The organism is Armatimonadota bacterium (genome assembly GCA_016789105.1).
GTDB lineage: Bacteria > Armatimonadota > Fimbriimonadia > Fimbriimonadales > Fimbriimonadaceae > UphvI-Ar2.
The window spans coordinates 1-14,552 of the sequence record JAEURN010000010.1; the positions used below are offsets into that span (position 1 = coordinate 1).

9 protein-coding genes are annotated in these 14,552 nt (G+C 57.3%); 6 read left to right on the forward strand and 3 right to left on the reverse strand.

The window, feature by feature from the left end; translation table 11 throughout:
• Both JNM28_11715 and JNM28_11720 read left to right on the forward strand, forming a co-directional pair.
• On the forward strand, positions 1-2,976 hold a 2,976-nt coding region (locus JNM28_11715), incomplete at its 5' end, for an efflux RND transporter permease subunit (protein ID MBL8069109.1).
• 23 nt (positions 2,977-2,999) lie between these two features.
• The gene (locus JNM28_11720) at positions 3,000-5,069 is read left to right on the forward strand and encodes a heavy metal translocating P-type ATPase (protein ID MBL8069110.1); all 2,070 of its coding nucleotides are present in this window, start codon (positions 3,000-3,002) and stop codon (positions 5,067-5,069) included.
• Positions 5,070-5,295: 226 nt separating this feature from the next.
• Here JNM28_11720 and JNM28_11725 read toward each other — a convergent pair whose 3' ends face one another.
• Positions 5,296-6,804 carry a hypothetical protein gene (locus tag JNM28_11725; protein MBL8069111.1) on the reverse strand — a complete coding sequence of 503 codons (1,509 nt, stop codon included), beginning with the start codon at positions 6,802-6,804 and terminating at the stop codon, positions 5,296-5,298.
• 213 nt (positions 6,805-7,017) lie between these two features.
• Here JNM28_11725 and JNM28_11730 point away from each other — a divergent pair, with 213 nt between their 5' ends.
• The 4 genes from JNM28_11730 to JNM28_11745 all read left to right on the forward strand — a co-directional run bounded on the left by JNM28_11730 (position 7,018) and on the right by JNM28_11745 (position 11,405).
• Entirely contained in the window at positions 7,018-8,907 is a 1,890-nt protein-coding gene (locus JNM28_11730; GenBank protein ID MBL8069112.1) for an ABC-F family ATP-binding cassette domain-containing protein, read from the forward strand.
• 32 nt (positions 8,908-8,939) lie between these two features.
• Positions 8,940-10,064 (forward strand): TlpA family protein disulfide reductase, encoded by a 1,125-nt coding sequence (locus JNM28_11735; GenBank protein ID MBL8069113.1) that lies wholly within the window; start codon positions 8,940-8,942, stop codon positions 10,062-10,064.
• A 226-nt stretch (positions 10,065-10,290) separates the two neighbouring features.
• Positions 10,291-11,169 carry a prepilin-type N-terminal cleavage/methylation domain-containing protein gene (locus JNM28_11740; GenBank protein MBL8069114.1) on the forward strand — a complete coding sequence of 293 codons (879 nt, stop codon included), beginning with the start codon at positions 10,291-10,293 and terminating at the stop codon, positions 11,167-11,169.
• A 5-nt stretch (positions 11,170-11,174) separates the two neighbouring features.
• On the forward strand, positions 11,175-11,405 hold the full coding sequence (locus tag JNM28_11745; protein ID MBL8069115.1) for a hypothetical protein: 231 nt from the start codon (positions 11,175-11,177) through the stop codon (positions 11,403-11,405).
• Between the two features lie 67 nt (positions 11,406-11,472).
• On the opposite strand, the gene JNM28_11750 is transcribed toward JNM28_11745, so the two are convergent.
• Positions 11,473-13,845, reverse strand: a complete 2,373-nt coding sequence (locus JNM28_11750; protein MBL8069116.1) for a right-handed parallel beta-helix repeat-containing protein — start codon at positions 13,843-13,845, stop codon at positions 11,473-11,475.
• 74 nt (positions 13,846-13,919) lie between these two features.
• Positions 13,920-14,507, reverse strand: a complete 588-nt coding sequence (locus JNM28_11755; protein MBL8069117.1) for an RNA polymerase sigma factor — start codon at positions 14,505-14,507, stop codon at positions 13,920-13,922.
• Positions 14,508-14,552: the final 45 nt, after the last annotated feature.

The following is a 14,552-nucleotide window of genomic DNA, read 5'->3' on the forward strand; positions in this document are numbered from 1 at the left end:
GACATCACGACCAATCAGGTCGCCATCAACACCGAAACGGGCGGGATGGGCCCGGAAGAGGTGGAAAAGCTGGTCACCTTCCCCATCGAGACGGCGATGGGAGGAATTCCCGGTGTGACCCAGGTTCGGAGCCTCAGTCAATACGGGCTTTCGCAAGTCACCGTTACCTTTAAGGATGAGGTCGACACCTACTTTGCCCGGCAACTCGTGAGCGAGCGGCTCAACAACGTCAAAGAGCTGCTGCCCACGGGAATCGAATCACCACAAATGGGGCCTGTTTCCACGGGCCTTGGCGACATTTACATGTATGTCCTTGAGTCAAAGACTCGACCACCGATGGAGCTTCGGAGCTTGCAAGACTGGTTCATATCGCCACAGCTGCGGACCGTTGCGGGTGTAGCCGAAGTCAACTCGGCGGACGGTAGCGTCAAGCAATACCAGGTCGTCGTTCGACCCCGTGCGTTGCTGGCCCGTGGCATCGCCGTGGACGAGGTTGTCACCGCCCTTCAAAAGAACAACCAAAACGCCGGGGGTGGCGTTTTGGAGCAAAACGGCGAAAGGGTGCTTATCCGTTCCGTCGGAATGGCGACCACGATGAGCGACATCGAACGCATCGTCGTGAAGTCTGAGAGCGGGGTTCCGGTTCTCATTCGTGATGTTGCGGATGTCAGATTGGGAATCCCGACCCTGACTGGAATCTCCACTAAGGATGGTAAGGAGTCGCTGCTTGGCATCGTGATGATGCTAAAGGGGGCAAACGGCCGCGAAGTTGCCAAGGCGGTCGATGACCGAATCCAAGAAATCAAGGCTCAACTTCCCGGAGACGTCACCCTCACGACGACCTACGACCGGTCACACCTTGTCGACGACGTTCTGCACACCGTTGCCAAGAGCTTGCTGGAAGGCGCAGCTCTCGTTATCATCGTGCTCGTCCTGTTGCTGGGCAACGTTCGGGGTGCCATCGTCGTGGCACTGGCAATACCGCTGGCGATGCTTTGTGCCGTCATCGGAATGAACCGCTTTGGCATCTCTGGCAACCTGATGAGTTTAGGGGCCATCGACTTCGGCTTAATTGTGGACGGAGCCGTTGTCATGATTGAAAACGCCGTCCGGCGACTTGCGGAAGCGAGAGAACACAAGGGCATAACTCTGACGCGCAAGGAAGTCAGGCATTCGGTGTGGGAATCTGCGCGAGAGGTGGCCAAGCCAACGGCATTCGCGGTGACCATCATCACCGTTGTCTACCTGCCGATTCTCGCCCTTGAAGGGACCGAAGGCAAGATGTTCAAGCCGATGGCCTTCACGGTCGTGTTCGCACTCATAGGTGCTCTCCTGTTGACGATGACACTGGTTCCAGTATTGGCGAGCATGTTTCTGTCGGGGGACACCAAGGAAAGCAACAACCCGGTGATGAGCCTCTTCAGCCGAATCTACGCTCCCGCGCTCAGCTTTTCGCTTCGTGCGCGAGGCGTCATTATCGGTGGAGCCCTTGCCCTTCTTGCAGTTTCAGGATTGGTGTTTTCGAGATTGGGCTCGGAGTTCGTGCCTCAACTCGACGAAGGCTCACTAGTCATCCAGCCCGTTCGAGTCCGGACAGTCGATACCGAGCAGACCGTCAAGTTGGTCACAGCTTTCGAAAGGAAAGTGCTTGAAGTGCCAGAAGTGCTGACGGTTTTTTCAAGGAGTGGCACGCCCGAGGTGGCGACAGACCCGATGCCGCTGAGCCTGACGGATAGTTTCATCATGCTCAAACCGCGCGACCAGTGGCGAAAGGGCCTGACCAAGGAGGGGCTTGTCGAAGAGCTTGAAGCCAAGGTCGCCGAGGTCCCGGGCCAAGGCTACAACTTCTCACAACCCATTCAGATGCGCTTCTCCGAGTTGGTTTCTGGAGTCAAGGCCGACGTCGGCATCAAGGTCTTCGGTGAAGACCTGAAGGAATTGAAATCCAAAGCGGATGAGATTGCTGCGGTCATGCGGGATATTCCGGGCGCTCAAGACGTCGAAGTCGAGCAGGTCGATGAGGTTCCGGTTCTTCAAATCGATATTGACCGCGACGCGATTTCTCGACTAGGCATCAATATTGATGAAATTCAGGAACTAGTTGCGACAGCGCTCGGTGGCGAGCCCGTTGGGCAAATCATCGAAGGAGACAAGCGATTTGCTCTCACAGTGACGATGCCCAATGAACTTCGGAACGACATCGACGCTATCAAGGGCATGCTCGTGGAAACTCCGGATGGGGGAGGCGTCCCCCTGAGTTCGGTCGCGCACATCGACAACGTGCCCGCACCAGCACAGATTTCCCGAGAAATGGGCAAACGACGGGTCGTCGTCCAACTCAACGTCAGGGGAACCGACCTGGGCTCGTTCGTTGCCAAGGCGCAATCGGCAATCAAAGAAAGGGTGAAACTCAAGGAGGGTTACTACATCACTTGGGGCGGTCAATTTGAAAATCTGCAACAAGCTTCGCAACGTCTGACTCTCGTTGTGCCGGTTGCCCTTGCGTTGATTTTCATTCTTCTCTTCTCAACGTTTGGTTCGCTCAAGCAGGCAATTCTCATCTTCACCGGCGTCCCCCTCGCAATCACGGGGGGCATCTTGGCGCTTGCCATGCGGAGCTTGCCATTCAGCATCACAGCAGGGATAGGCTTCATCGCATTGTCTGGCGTGGCAGTGATGAATGGCGTCGTCATGGTCTCGGCAATCAATCGACTGCGCACCGAGGGGCGGACGGTTGCTGATGCCGTTCGAGAGGGCGCGACCGAACGATTGCGCCCAGTTCTGATGACCGCTCTTGTCGCCGCGCTTGGGTTCATTCCAATGGCCCTCAACACGGGCATTGGCGCTGAAGTGCAACGACCGCTGGCCACTGTGGTTATTGGCGGAATTGCTTCGGCAACGTTGCTCACGCTGGTCGTTCTTCCCGCTCTCTATGCCATGTTTGAAAAAGATGCCGATGTCGAGGAGGAGCTTTGAAGTCAGTCTTCCGCATCGAGGCCATGGACTGTTCTGCTGAGGAGCAAGTCCTCAGAAAGAGGTTCAGCAAAGTCAGCGAGGTCTCCTCGTTGACTTTCGACCTGGTGAACCGGCAGTTGACGGTGGACCACGAGTTCGCTTCCGATGAGCCCGTCCGCCAGATATTGGCGGAAGTTGGAATGCCCGCAGCGGCCGATTGCGATGTTGGGTGCACACCAGAAACCAGACCTGCTTCCAAAGCCGACCTGCTTCTGGGGTTGGCCCTTGGTGTCGCGATTGCTGCAGAGCTATTGGCCGTCTACACGGGGAACGAGCGTTCGTTCCCCGTCGCGGCACTGGCAGTCTTGGCAATCGTAATGGGAGGAGTGCAGACCTTCAAGAAGGGTCTCGTCGCAGTTCGAACATTCGCGCTCAACATCAATTTCCTGATGTGCTTGGCCGTGATAGGAGCCTTTATCATCGGCTCCTACCCTGAGGCCGCGATGGTGACGGTGCTGTTCGCGATTGCCGAACGCATTGAGTCGTTCGCGCTCGACAAGGCGAGGGATGCGGTGCGCTCGCTAATGAGCCTAGCGCCCGACAATGCTCTTGTCAACCGTGGCGGCACGTGGGTTGAGGTCACCGCATCAAGCGTCGAAACTGGCGAAGTTGTACGAGTCCGGCCCGGTGACCGAATACCGCTCGACGGGACTGTGGTTGGAGGATTAAGCAGTGTCAACCAGGCTCCAATTACGGGGGAGAGCATCCCCGTCGATAAGGTTGTTGGTTCGTCCCTCTTCGCTGGCACCATCAACGAGGAAGGTGTACTTGAGTTCGAGGTCACTAGCACCAAAGGGCATACAACTCTCGACAGAATTATCAAGACCGTTCAGGAGGCTCAAGGGTCTCGGGCCACATCACAGCGGTTCATCGACTCATTTGCCCGTGTATACACGCCGGTGGTAGTTTGCCTAGCCCTGCTTGTGGCGATGGTTCCAAGCATTGTTTTCGGTCAGCCGTTCGTGCCTTGGCTTTATAAGTCGCTGGTCCTGCTTGTCATCGCGTGCCCGTGCGCCTTGGTCATCTCAACTCCGGTCACGGTCGTTAGTGGGCTTGCAGCGGCAGCCAAACTCGGAATCCTCGTGAAGGGCGGTGCTCACCTTGAGTCGGGCAAGCACCTAACCGCCATCGCATTGGACAAGACTGGAACACTCACCTTTGGCAAACCAAGGGTCGAGGCCATGGTTCAGCTTCACGGCTTTGACGAGAAGCTGGCTAAACAGGTTGCAGCCAGTCTGGACCACCTCAGTGCGCACCCGGTTGCCAAGGCTATCGTCGAACACTGGGACGGCAGGCTACTCGCTGTCGACTCATTTAAGTCTTTGCCCGGCCGCGGTGTGAAGGGCATCGTCGACCGAGAGCCTTTCATCCTCGGCAACCACCGTCTGATTGAGGAGAGTAACGTCTGCTGCGACCACGTACATGACGCTCTGCTCGACCTTGAGAACAAGGGAATGTCAATCGTTGTTCTGGCGACCGCCAAGGAAGCTGTCGCGGTCTTTGCCGTTGCTGACGGAGTTAGGCCGGAGAGTATTGAAGCTGTCCAAGAACTTCACGCTATGGGTCTCAAGGTGGTGATGCTTACCGGAGACAACCTAGCAACGGCCAATGCTATCGGTGCGAAAGTTGGGATTGACCAGGTCCAGGCTGAAATGCTCCCCGAAGCCAAGCTGACGGCTATCGAGGAGTTGATATCGCAGGGCGACAAAGTTGGCATGGTTGGCGATGGCGTGAACGATGCACCAGCGTTGGCGAAGTCGACGGTTGGATTCGCCATGGGCGCAGCAGGCACCGACACCGCTATCGAAACCGCTGACGTTGCCCTTATGGACGACGACCTCCGAAAGATTCCAACCTACATTCTGCTCAGCAGAAGAACCGCGACCATCTTGGCGCAAAACATTGCCTTTGCGCTCGGAATCAAAGTCGTCTTCTTTGCCTTGGCTCTATTGGGAGTTGCCACGTTGTGGATGGCTGTGTTTGCAGACATGGGGGCAAGTCTCCTGGTGGTCTTCAACGGCCTCCGAATGCTACGCATGCCGGTCCGGCACTGAGTTTGGCACCAAGAGCACCCAGTTCATGGTAGAGGCACATCGACTTGTATCTCCGTGCTTGCGAAGTAGACCTGGTCGAGTTCGTAGCGACCTGGCAGCAAGCTGTCCATGAGAGCAAGGTAGTTGTTGGTTTTGAGGTCAAGCTAAAGAAGGGGCGACCGGTTGTGAGTCCTTCAAATGGACTCACAACAGTGACAAGCTCCGAGCAGACCAGCGGAAATCCAGACTAGCCGGACTTTGATTCGGCCCCAGGAAATGTCCGCGATGCCCAAGGAAGCAACTCGCTGGCGCAGATTCCGTCCACGAACATATTCTTCCTAGCGGCCTTCCGCTTGGCCCGAATTTGCCTTAGGTCGTAGACCTTTGAAAGCATGCTGTCGCTGTGCTTCTGATGACCCCACATTTCTGCTACAGACTCTCCAGCGACTTCCGAGACTGTCGTCAGCACCGTGTGGCGAATGAACTTGCAGTAGTCGCCGTCGCTCCAAGTAACACCAGCTCGCTTGCACAAGCCCCAGTAGATATCACCCACATCGTCAGTGCTGCGAAGAGGAGACCCGCACACATACTCATCTCCCGCTGACTTCGCCAATTCGAGCATCTGTCTCTGGTAACCACACACTGGAAGCGCTCGATTTTCGCTCCAGCCAACTTTGGTTCTTGGCTTCCATCGCCGACCTGTGGCCGAAATGCTGCCAACTGGTTCGACCCACAGTCGCCCCTGCTCATCGGTTGTAATGTCTTCCCACCGTACGGCTCCGACCTCGTTCATCCGCAACCCCATCATTAGGAGCGCCATTACACCAGCTTCAACTGGCGTCCGAGCGCTGTCGGCGACCTGAAGCAACTTTTCCAGGTCAAGCAACCGACGGTCAACTTCTCGTGGAGTTCCCTTGCGGAATAGGCTGCCAAGCGAATCGAACCGCAATGCGTCGAAGAACCCAGCTTGCTCTTCGTCGTGAACCAACTCCTTCCAAGCAACTTTAACCAATGCGATGGCCAGTTCAATGGAGTGCTCCGATAGAGTCTCCCCTTCCTTCTTTCCTGGTAACTTTGCAACCTCCTTGACCCAAGCCACCAAGTGCGACTGAGTGACTTTATCGACTCTGAGTCGACCAAGCTTGAACGTGCCATCCTTGAAGACAACAGGTAAGTCCAGCTTGCTGAGGTGAGCACGGTCGGCCGTGACGTCGATTCCCAACTGGTTTCTTTGGTCAACAGCCTGTTCGGCAAGTTTCCTAACGGTGGGCAAGGCTGCGGCCTTTGCTCGCTCGATAGATGTGGCCAAACTGGTCTCCGGGTTTCCATGTGCAGATAGCGCCCACGCCAAATCCTTGGCCGAAATCGTATCCAGACCAATTCGCGCATGCCTCAAGTTGATGTCGAGGACAAGGGGCGAAGAGCGAGCCAGCGCCTCCGCCTTCTGCCTGCACTCTTCGGATGTTCCTCCATAAACGGCGGTTCGTGCCAATCCAATTTTCCCGTTGACGTCGGTCGGCACTTGGACGTAGCACCGCCAGGTGATGCACTCCTTTTTGCCCGTTTCCCGGTCGGCGGCTTTCTTGCCCTCTACATAGAAGTAAGACTTGTTCCGGGTGACGCGGAACCGATGAGGGTGTGGTTCTGAGACTGCAATTCTTCGTCTTGCCATGGATTTACTTATCGCACCGGCAAGCCCGAATCGTCCATGCAACTCACTATGCAACTCAAATGAAAGGCAGAATTCTGCCATCATAGGTTCAAATCGGTGAGCTTGGAGTGATTTAGGTTCCAGCGCCTAATCAGCGTGAGGGTTCGAGTCCCTCCTCGCCCACCAGCCTTCACCCCGGTGAGGGGCGGGTTCCCACTTCTACTCCGCTATCAAGCGGCACCTTCGTCGAATCCCGCCGGTTTCGGTGCCGACCCGCCCGGCCCCAGATGAGTGACGGCGTGTAAACTCCGGGTCCCCTTGATCCTATCCGTAGCCAACTTGCGCAAACTTTTCGGCGTCGAAATCATCCTCGACGGCGTGAGCTTTCGCATCGAGAACCGCGAAAAGGCAGCCTTGGTCGGGCGGAATGGCACGGGGAAGACAACCCTCCTCAAAATCATCACGGGGCAATATGAGCCTGACGGGGGATCGGTCACATTGGCCCGGGGAGCCAAGGTTGGCTATTTGCGCCAAGAAAGCCCGGTCGGCCTGGGACGCACCGTTTTACAAGAGGCGCAATCTGGGTTGGAGCACTTGCTGGAAATCAAATCCAGGCTCGATGAGCTCACCAAGATTTTGGAATCCGATCCGACTCAGGACGACTTGGACGAGTTTGCCATGCTCCACGAGCATTTTGAGGAAACTGAAGGGTATGCGGCGGAACGGGACGTCCATGCGATCCTCGGCCGCATGGGGTTTGAAGAGAGCGACCACGGCCGGTTGACTGACTCGCTCTCAGGCGGGGAGAAGACGCGGCTCGCACTCGCCCGGCTTTTGCTGGAAGAACCCGAGCTCTTGATCCTGGACGAGCCGACCAACCACCTCGACCTGCAGGCTACCGAATGGCTGGAATCATGGATCCGCAGTTACCACGGAGCGGTGTTGCTGGTCAGCCACGACCGGACGTTTTTGGAAAACACTGCGGGCAAATTTCTGGAGCTTCGCTCCGGCAAGATCTCGACCTACCTAGGGGATTACGCCAAGTACATCAAGCTCCGTGAAGAAGATGAAGCCCGGCAAGCCGACATCGCAGCCAAACAGGCCCAACAAATTGCCAAGCTCGACGAATATGTCCGCCGGTTCATGAACTCCCAGCGGACCGCCCAAGCGCGGGGACGTCTCAAGCAGATGGAAAAGCTCCAGGCGTCCCAAGTCAGGGCCCCCGAGCGGGAGTCGGGCATGGCGGCCGGGTTCAACAATACGAGCCGGTCGGGAGATATCGTCATCCGCACAGAAGGGTTGTCGGTCGGGTTTCCTGACGAGACCTTGTTCACCGGGTTGGATTGGGAAGTCCGCTATGGCGAGCGGTGGGGAGTGATCGGCGAAAACGGGGCCGGCAAATCCACCCTGATCAAGACGATCCTCGGCCGGCACAAAGCCATCGCGGGCACCGCAAAACTTGGCTCCAGGGTGGAGCTCGGGTACTTTTCCCAAGACGTTGCCGACCTCGATCCCACCGATACGCCGTTGGATCACATGGTTTTTCAAATGGGGATGGATGCGGGGCCGGCCAGGAACCTTTTGGGCCGGTTCTTGTTCAGCGGCGACGACGTGTTCCGCCCGATCGCATCGCTGAGCGGGGGAGAAAAGAACAAACTCGTGCTTGCCTCGCTCACCCAGCTAAATCCGAACCTGCTTGTGTTGGATGAGCCGACAAACCACTTGGACATGGACTCCCGTTCGGCTCTCGCCGAAGTTTTGGCCGAGTTTCCCGGAACCCTTGTTTTGATCTCCCACGACCGTTGGCTGCTCCGGCAATGCACGGATCGGATCCTCGATGTCCGGCGATCCGGGCCAGTTAGCTACCCGGGGGGATATGCGGAATACCGGCGTTCCACCTCTCCTGCGGCAAAAGGCGCCCCAGCTAGGCAAATAGCCGCTCCGGAATCGCCTCAGCTCACGCCCCGCGAACTCAGTAAAGAAATCGCCCGGATGCGGGGAGTGGTGGAAGAAGCCGAAAACCGGGTGGCTCAGGCGGAGGCCGAGATCTCCCGGATCGAATCGGTTTTAGCCGACCCCCCAGATGGTGCCGACATCCTCCAAATCAGCCTGGAATACCAAGCCGCCCAAAAGTCTCTGGCCGCCGCCATGGCGCAGTGGGAAGAAGATTGCATTCAATTGGATGCCCTCGGACAACTGCAGCGGTGAATCCCGACGTAAAATCGGGCGAGAGGTTACTGATGACCACCATTGCCCTTGCCGCCGTCCTGTTGGCCAACGCCGATTCGGTCAGCACGAAATTCGTCCCATCCGGCGCTACCGCCAAAGCTGGGGGTTACCGTCCGATTCGCTCCGATATGTCCCCGGCCAAGCCCTCCGGTGTCAAAAAGTTACCGGATGGTCTGGCTGAGCCCCGCTTCGGCTCTTTCACCTTTGGGACAGTCGCCGTCGGCTACGTCCTTTCGGGCGAAAAGCTCTTGGTCGATTCCAACCGGAATGGCGATTACACCGACGATGCCGCCCCGACTTGGGAAAAGCGGCAAAACGGTGTCTTCTCCGGTTCGGCAACCGTGGATATTGGGAAGGGACAACCTTCGGTCATCAACTTCTACCACTTCGACGAAGAATCCCGAGGTGAGATGAAGGACGTCATGCTCTATTACGGGGACTTCGGTTATGAAGTCACGATCAACCTGGGGGGCAAGTCGTTCACCTCTTTCGTCCAAGGGGAAATCGAGCCGACCTCCACCTTTTGGATTGACCGGAACAGCGACGGCCGACCGAGCTACAACTATGAGATGGTCAACATGGGCAAGCCGTTCAATTTCACCGGCACCACCTATGTCCTTGATTTTGTCGGCGGGAAATTGTCATTGACAAAGTCGGCAACGCAGGTTCCCGAATCCCCGATGGCCCCGAACCTATCGGATGGCCAACCGGTGCTCCCATTCAAAGCCAAGGCGATGGATGGGACGGCCGTCGACTTCCCTGGCTCCTTTAAGGGCAAAGTGGTTCTCCTTGATTTTTGGGCGACATGGTGCGGGCCATGCCTGCAAGAAATGCCGAACGTGGTGGCCGCTTACAAAGAATTCCATGGCAAAGGGTTTGAAATTCTGGGCGTGACCTTGGACGACGACGATGCGACACCCCAGATCAACGACACCATGGCCAAGCACAACATGGACTGGAAACAGATCTACCAAGGCAAAGGTTGGGAGACGCCACTCGCGGTGAAATACGACGTGTCGGCGATCCCGTTTGCCTTGCTGGTGGACGGTTCGACCGGCAAGATCATCGCAAGCGGAAACGCGCTCCGGGGTGAAGGCCTGAAGAAAGCACTGTCATCGGCTTTGAAGGCAGACTAAGCGCCGCTTGATGGCCGATCCGACGGGGGCCCGTTGCTGTCGGATCGGCCCTATTCATGCCGCAGGCCCCAAACTTTAACGTATTTTTCTGCCATTTTCCTGCTATCTAATCGAGCGCTAACATTTCATTAATCATTTTGAATCTACATTGTTAACATTGAAATTCCTTAACACAATGTCAATGAACATTTCGTAGTATGGGCACTTGTCCGGAGGGACATTTCCCATGAAATTCAGAGCCTTTACCCTGATCGAGCTCCTGGTTGTCATTGCAATCATCGCTATCCTTGCCGCCATCCTCTTCCCGGTTTTCGCCCAAGCCAAAGCCGCGGCGAAGAAGACCCAAGCGCTGAGCAACATGAAGCAGATCGCGACGTCCAGCCACATCTACGCTTCCGACTACGACGACCGCTTCCCTTCGCTTTACGACGGCCCCAACTGCGGCGGTGACCCCATCTGCACGATGTATCCCTACATCAAGAACCTGCAAATGTGGAGCGGCCACCGGCAAAACGGCCGTCCGAACAACATCACTTACAATGCCACCACCGGCGCCTTCACCACCGACCGGAACGACATCGGTTACAACTGGGGTTGGGAAATCCGCGGTGCAGAAGGGATGCTGGATGAAGAAAAGTGCGCCAACGGCGGCCCGGTCCAAGGCTGCGTTGCTGGCCCGCTCGGTCGCCGCTACAACACGGGTAAATCCAACACCCAGTTCGTCAACCCGGCCGATATGTTCGCCTTTGGCAACACCTACGACACGCCCCGCCAAACAATGGGCGGCATCGACTGGTTCTTCGACGACTATCCCGGTGGCACCAAAAACAGTGGCATCTACTTTGGTGGCAAGATCACCGTGGCCTTTGCCGACAGCCACGCCAAGGTCATTGCGTGGAAAGGCGGCCAAGCCACCCTTCCCGGCTCCGGCACCGTTTTGATCGGTTCGCCCAAGAGCTTTGACCAACGGGCTAAAGGCTATTGCGCCGACCCGGATGCCACCATCCACCCGTACCCGCGCGATGGGTTCCCGCTCGGCTTCGTTGTCTGCAAAGACTTCGTCGCCCTTCCGGAAGCTGTCGGCGTCACCTGGTGGAACGACTGATCCCCATGAAAGGAGTCGCTTTCCTCATCTGCGCATTCGGCCTGGGCTTTGCCCTGGCCGGGTGCGCCAGCGAAGAACCGGCCCCCAAGGAGTCGGATGCTTCCAAAGCCGCGGCCCAAGAGTCGGCATCCAAATGGACGCCGGAACAAATCGAAGCTTTTGGCAAGGCCCATGAGCGGGCCAAGACCGGAGCCGATGAAGGCCCGGGCGGCCCGGAACAGAGCGAAGGCAAATAACCAATTCGCACGTGGAATCTCATGCCGCCGGTTTCGCAGCCGGCGGCTCTTTTATTCGCGGATGATCTTAGTCTTTGGATAACCGGGCCTGCAGGGTGGAATATCCGTCCAGCTCAAAGTGCTCAATCCGGAATGTGTGGCGGCCTGCTTCCAACTTTAGTCTGATCTCTTCTGACTTTGGCCCATGCCAAGTCCAATCTTCAAACACCACTTTGCCATCCACCAAGACCCGGACTCCGTCGTCGCTGGTCACGGTGAGCGTATAGGCGCCGGCCTCCGTGGTTGCCCGGCCCTCGGCCAATGTGGCAAACCCGTCGGCATTCACGCCTTTCATGGGCGACCCGGACCAGGCACCGTCCAGGGATTGCGTGCGCATGGACGCCGCCGGCTCGGTTTCATAGATTTTCCGGAATGCCTCGGGGTCTTTCCGCGGGTCGTTGGCCAGCCGGTCGTAATTGAAGAAATCGACCGACCAACTGACGGGAATGCTCCGATCGGCATAGCCGAAAGCCACTGTGCGGCCGGCCGGCGTTTCAATCCCCCGATAGTCCACCGTCTTGGCGCCGACATACGTCATGGCAACTTTGAATTGGCCCGGGGATTTGACAAGAATCCGGTCGTCCATCAAACCGGTGAGGGGACCATTCATGAACGGGGGTTCGGCGGGGATAACGCCGTTCCAAGCCGGATCCATTTTGAGATAGACGCCGTTTTCAACGCCTTCAAGGGTCCACTTTCCTTTGGGCCCGACAACCCGGAAGACGTAATACTTTTGTTGGTCGGGGGTGTCGTACCAATCTTCGAGCCACAACACGGGCGACCGGAAATCCACGGGCCCCCATTCGTCGACGAGGATTTCAGTCCTGCCCCGGCGGGCTTTCATCCCCAGGAACGGGATGTTTCCCCCATCGAGGGGGGCGACATAGGATCGGCGCACCATGTCATTGGTGGTGGCCACGGGGTTCCACGAGATTTGTCGGAGGGTGTCGGCAAAAAGTTTTTCGTTCCCACCGCGCCGGAGCACGAGGCCATTCCTCCCCATATAAGTGTCCCCCTTGGGCCCCGCCGCCATTTCAACCCGATCCCGTTTGACCCCTTCCGGCCAAATCGTCTCATCTGGGGCACGGTAGTCTGACCCTTGGTCATTGAGTCCAGAATTGCCGGGGCCCAACTCGAAAATCTTTCCAAAGGTTTCGACAGAGTTATCAGAAAAGGAAACATTCTCGGTTCGGGTGATGGAATAGACCAGTTCCCCGATTCCGGCAAAAGCGTTTTGGCCAATGACGTAATCCCGGCTCCGGGTGTCGTGGTTTTTGGGGTAGCCCCATTCAGGGTCTTCCGATTCCTTCCGCCACAAGTTGATGCCAACCGTGTCCCGGAAGAAGGCGTTGGCGATGATGCGGTTTTCTTGGCCGTGTTCGATGGCGATGGCCTCGCCATTCAAGCCGAAGACATTGCCAATGAAATCGGAGTTGTAACTGTAGCCCCCCCAAACGCCGTGCCAGCACTCAAGCACCAGGTTGTTGACGAACTTGTTGCGGCTAAAGGTGGCTTCGATGCCGTTGGTTGGGGCGTGGCTGAAATCGTTGCCATAGAACAAGTTGTCGTTGCAGCCGCCCTTGCCGGTGTCCATCGTGGTTTGGCCGGCCCACAAAAACAGCCCGTCTCCCCCATGAGTGATGGAGTTGTAGGCCACGGTGTTGTTCGAGCTTTGCTCATACATCAGCAGGCCCGCTGAATCCTGGCCCCGGTTGTAAAACCGGTGCGAATAGCCCCGCACGCACCAATCGATGTTGTTGTGCATGATGCGGTTATGCGAACTGCGGTACATGCCGATCCCCAGCGAGCTGAGAAAGGTGAATTCGTTGTTCCACACCAGTCCTTTGGAGCAATTGGCCATCATAAGCCCATTGCCGCCTCCGGTGATGGTGTTCCCCCGAACCTCGAAATCTGTGCACGACTTCAAGTAGATGCCGGCACCATAGCCGAACCACTCATCAGATTCGTTGTGGTGGTAGCTCATCCAATCGGAGAGGTCTTCTTTCAAGCGACCGCTTTTGAGGTGGGCCTTCCAGTTGTAGCTGAAGTCGCCATCGATGAGTTTGAACTTCGCCGCGCTTTCTGCGTAGAGCCCGACTTTGAACCCGCGGACGGTTGCCCCGGTGATTTCGATGTTCTTGCCCCGGGCAGAGATCCCGAACCCCGCCCGTTTGTCGGGCTCTGAATCCGCCGGGGTGCCCCGGAGGACGGCGTCCCTGAAATCGATTGTGATGTTGTCGCCTTCGATCCGGATGGCGGCCTTGGCCGGGCTTTCCCCTCCCGCAACCAGGTAATCACCTGGTTTGATCCGGCACGATGACTTGATCACGAGCCCAGGCTTGAGGGTGACTTCCGGCAGGTCGCTGGAAAGGGGGCGGCTCATCAGCAAGAACGATAGCACAGGCCGATTGTACTAAAGGAACCGGCTCCCGGGTTTGATCCGGGAGCCGGTTTGGCATGGGATGCCGAAGTGTATCAGGCCGAAAAGGCCACCAGGCCGCCGTCCAAATCTTTGCGGAGCAGGGCCCGTGCGCGGAACAGCCAGCTTTTGATCGTGCCTTCTGGCTTACCCAAAAGTTCGGCGATCTCGTTGACATCGAGGTGTCGGTAATGCCGCATCAAAATGATCTCGCGATACCGTTTGGGCAGCCGGGTGATTGCCGCACGGAGGGTTTCTGAAGAAGCCGACGCCTCGAAGTCCCCGGCGACGTCGGATCGTTCATCGAACAACGCGTGCTCGTAGGTCTCGATGTTTTCGCTCCGGTTGCGCCGGGCCCGGATGATGTCCACGCAGCAGTTGCTGCAGATTCGCATCAGCCAGGGCAACATCGGCCGGCCGGATTTGAAGTTCCCGATGGCGCGGCAGGCTTTGAGGAACGTGTCTTGCACGGCGTCTTGGGCATCGTCTCCGTCCCGGAGGATCCGGCTGGCGTGGGCCAAAATGGCCGGCCTGTGCATTTCCACCAAGAGTTCGAAGGCGATCCTTTCGCCAGCTTGTGCCCGGGCGATCAGGTGTTCCTCCCATTCTGGGATTCGTTTTAAGGTTGTGTTCTTGCGGTCCACAGCCTGATGGTAATAGAGTTTTTGCCGCCACCAAACAATTGGGAC

Bases quoted from the DNA above. Each gene is read 5' to 3' on its own strand.
- JNM28_11720 (MBL8069110.1), top strand. From the start codon at position 3,000: ATGGACTGTTCTGCTGAGGAGCAAGTCCTCAGAAAGAGGTTCAGCAAA.
- JNM28_11725 (MBL8069111.1), bottom strand. From the start codon at position 6,804: ATGATGGCAGAATTCTGCCTTTCATTTGAGTTGCATAGTGAGTTGCAT.
- JNM28_11735 (MBL8069113.1), top strand. From the start codon at position 8,940: ATGACCACCATTGCCCTTGCCGCCGTCCTGTTGGCCAACGCCGATTCG.
- JNM28_11740 (MBL8069114.1), top strand. From the start codon at position 10,291: ATGAAATTCAGAGCCTTTACCCTGATCGAGCTCCTGGTTGTCATTGCA.
- JNM28_11745 (MBL8069115.1), top strand. From the start codon at position 11,175: ATGAAAGGAGTCGCTTTCCTCATCTGCGCATTCGGCCTGGGCTTTGCC.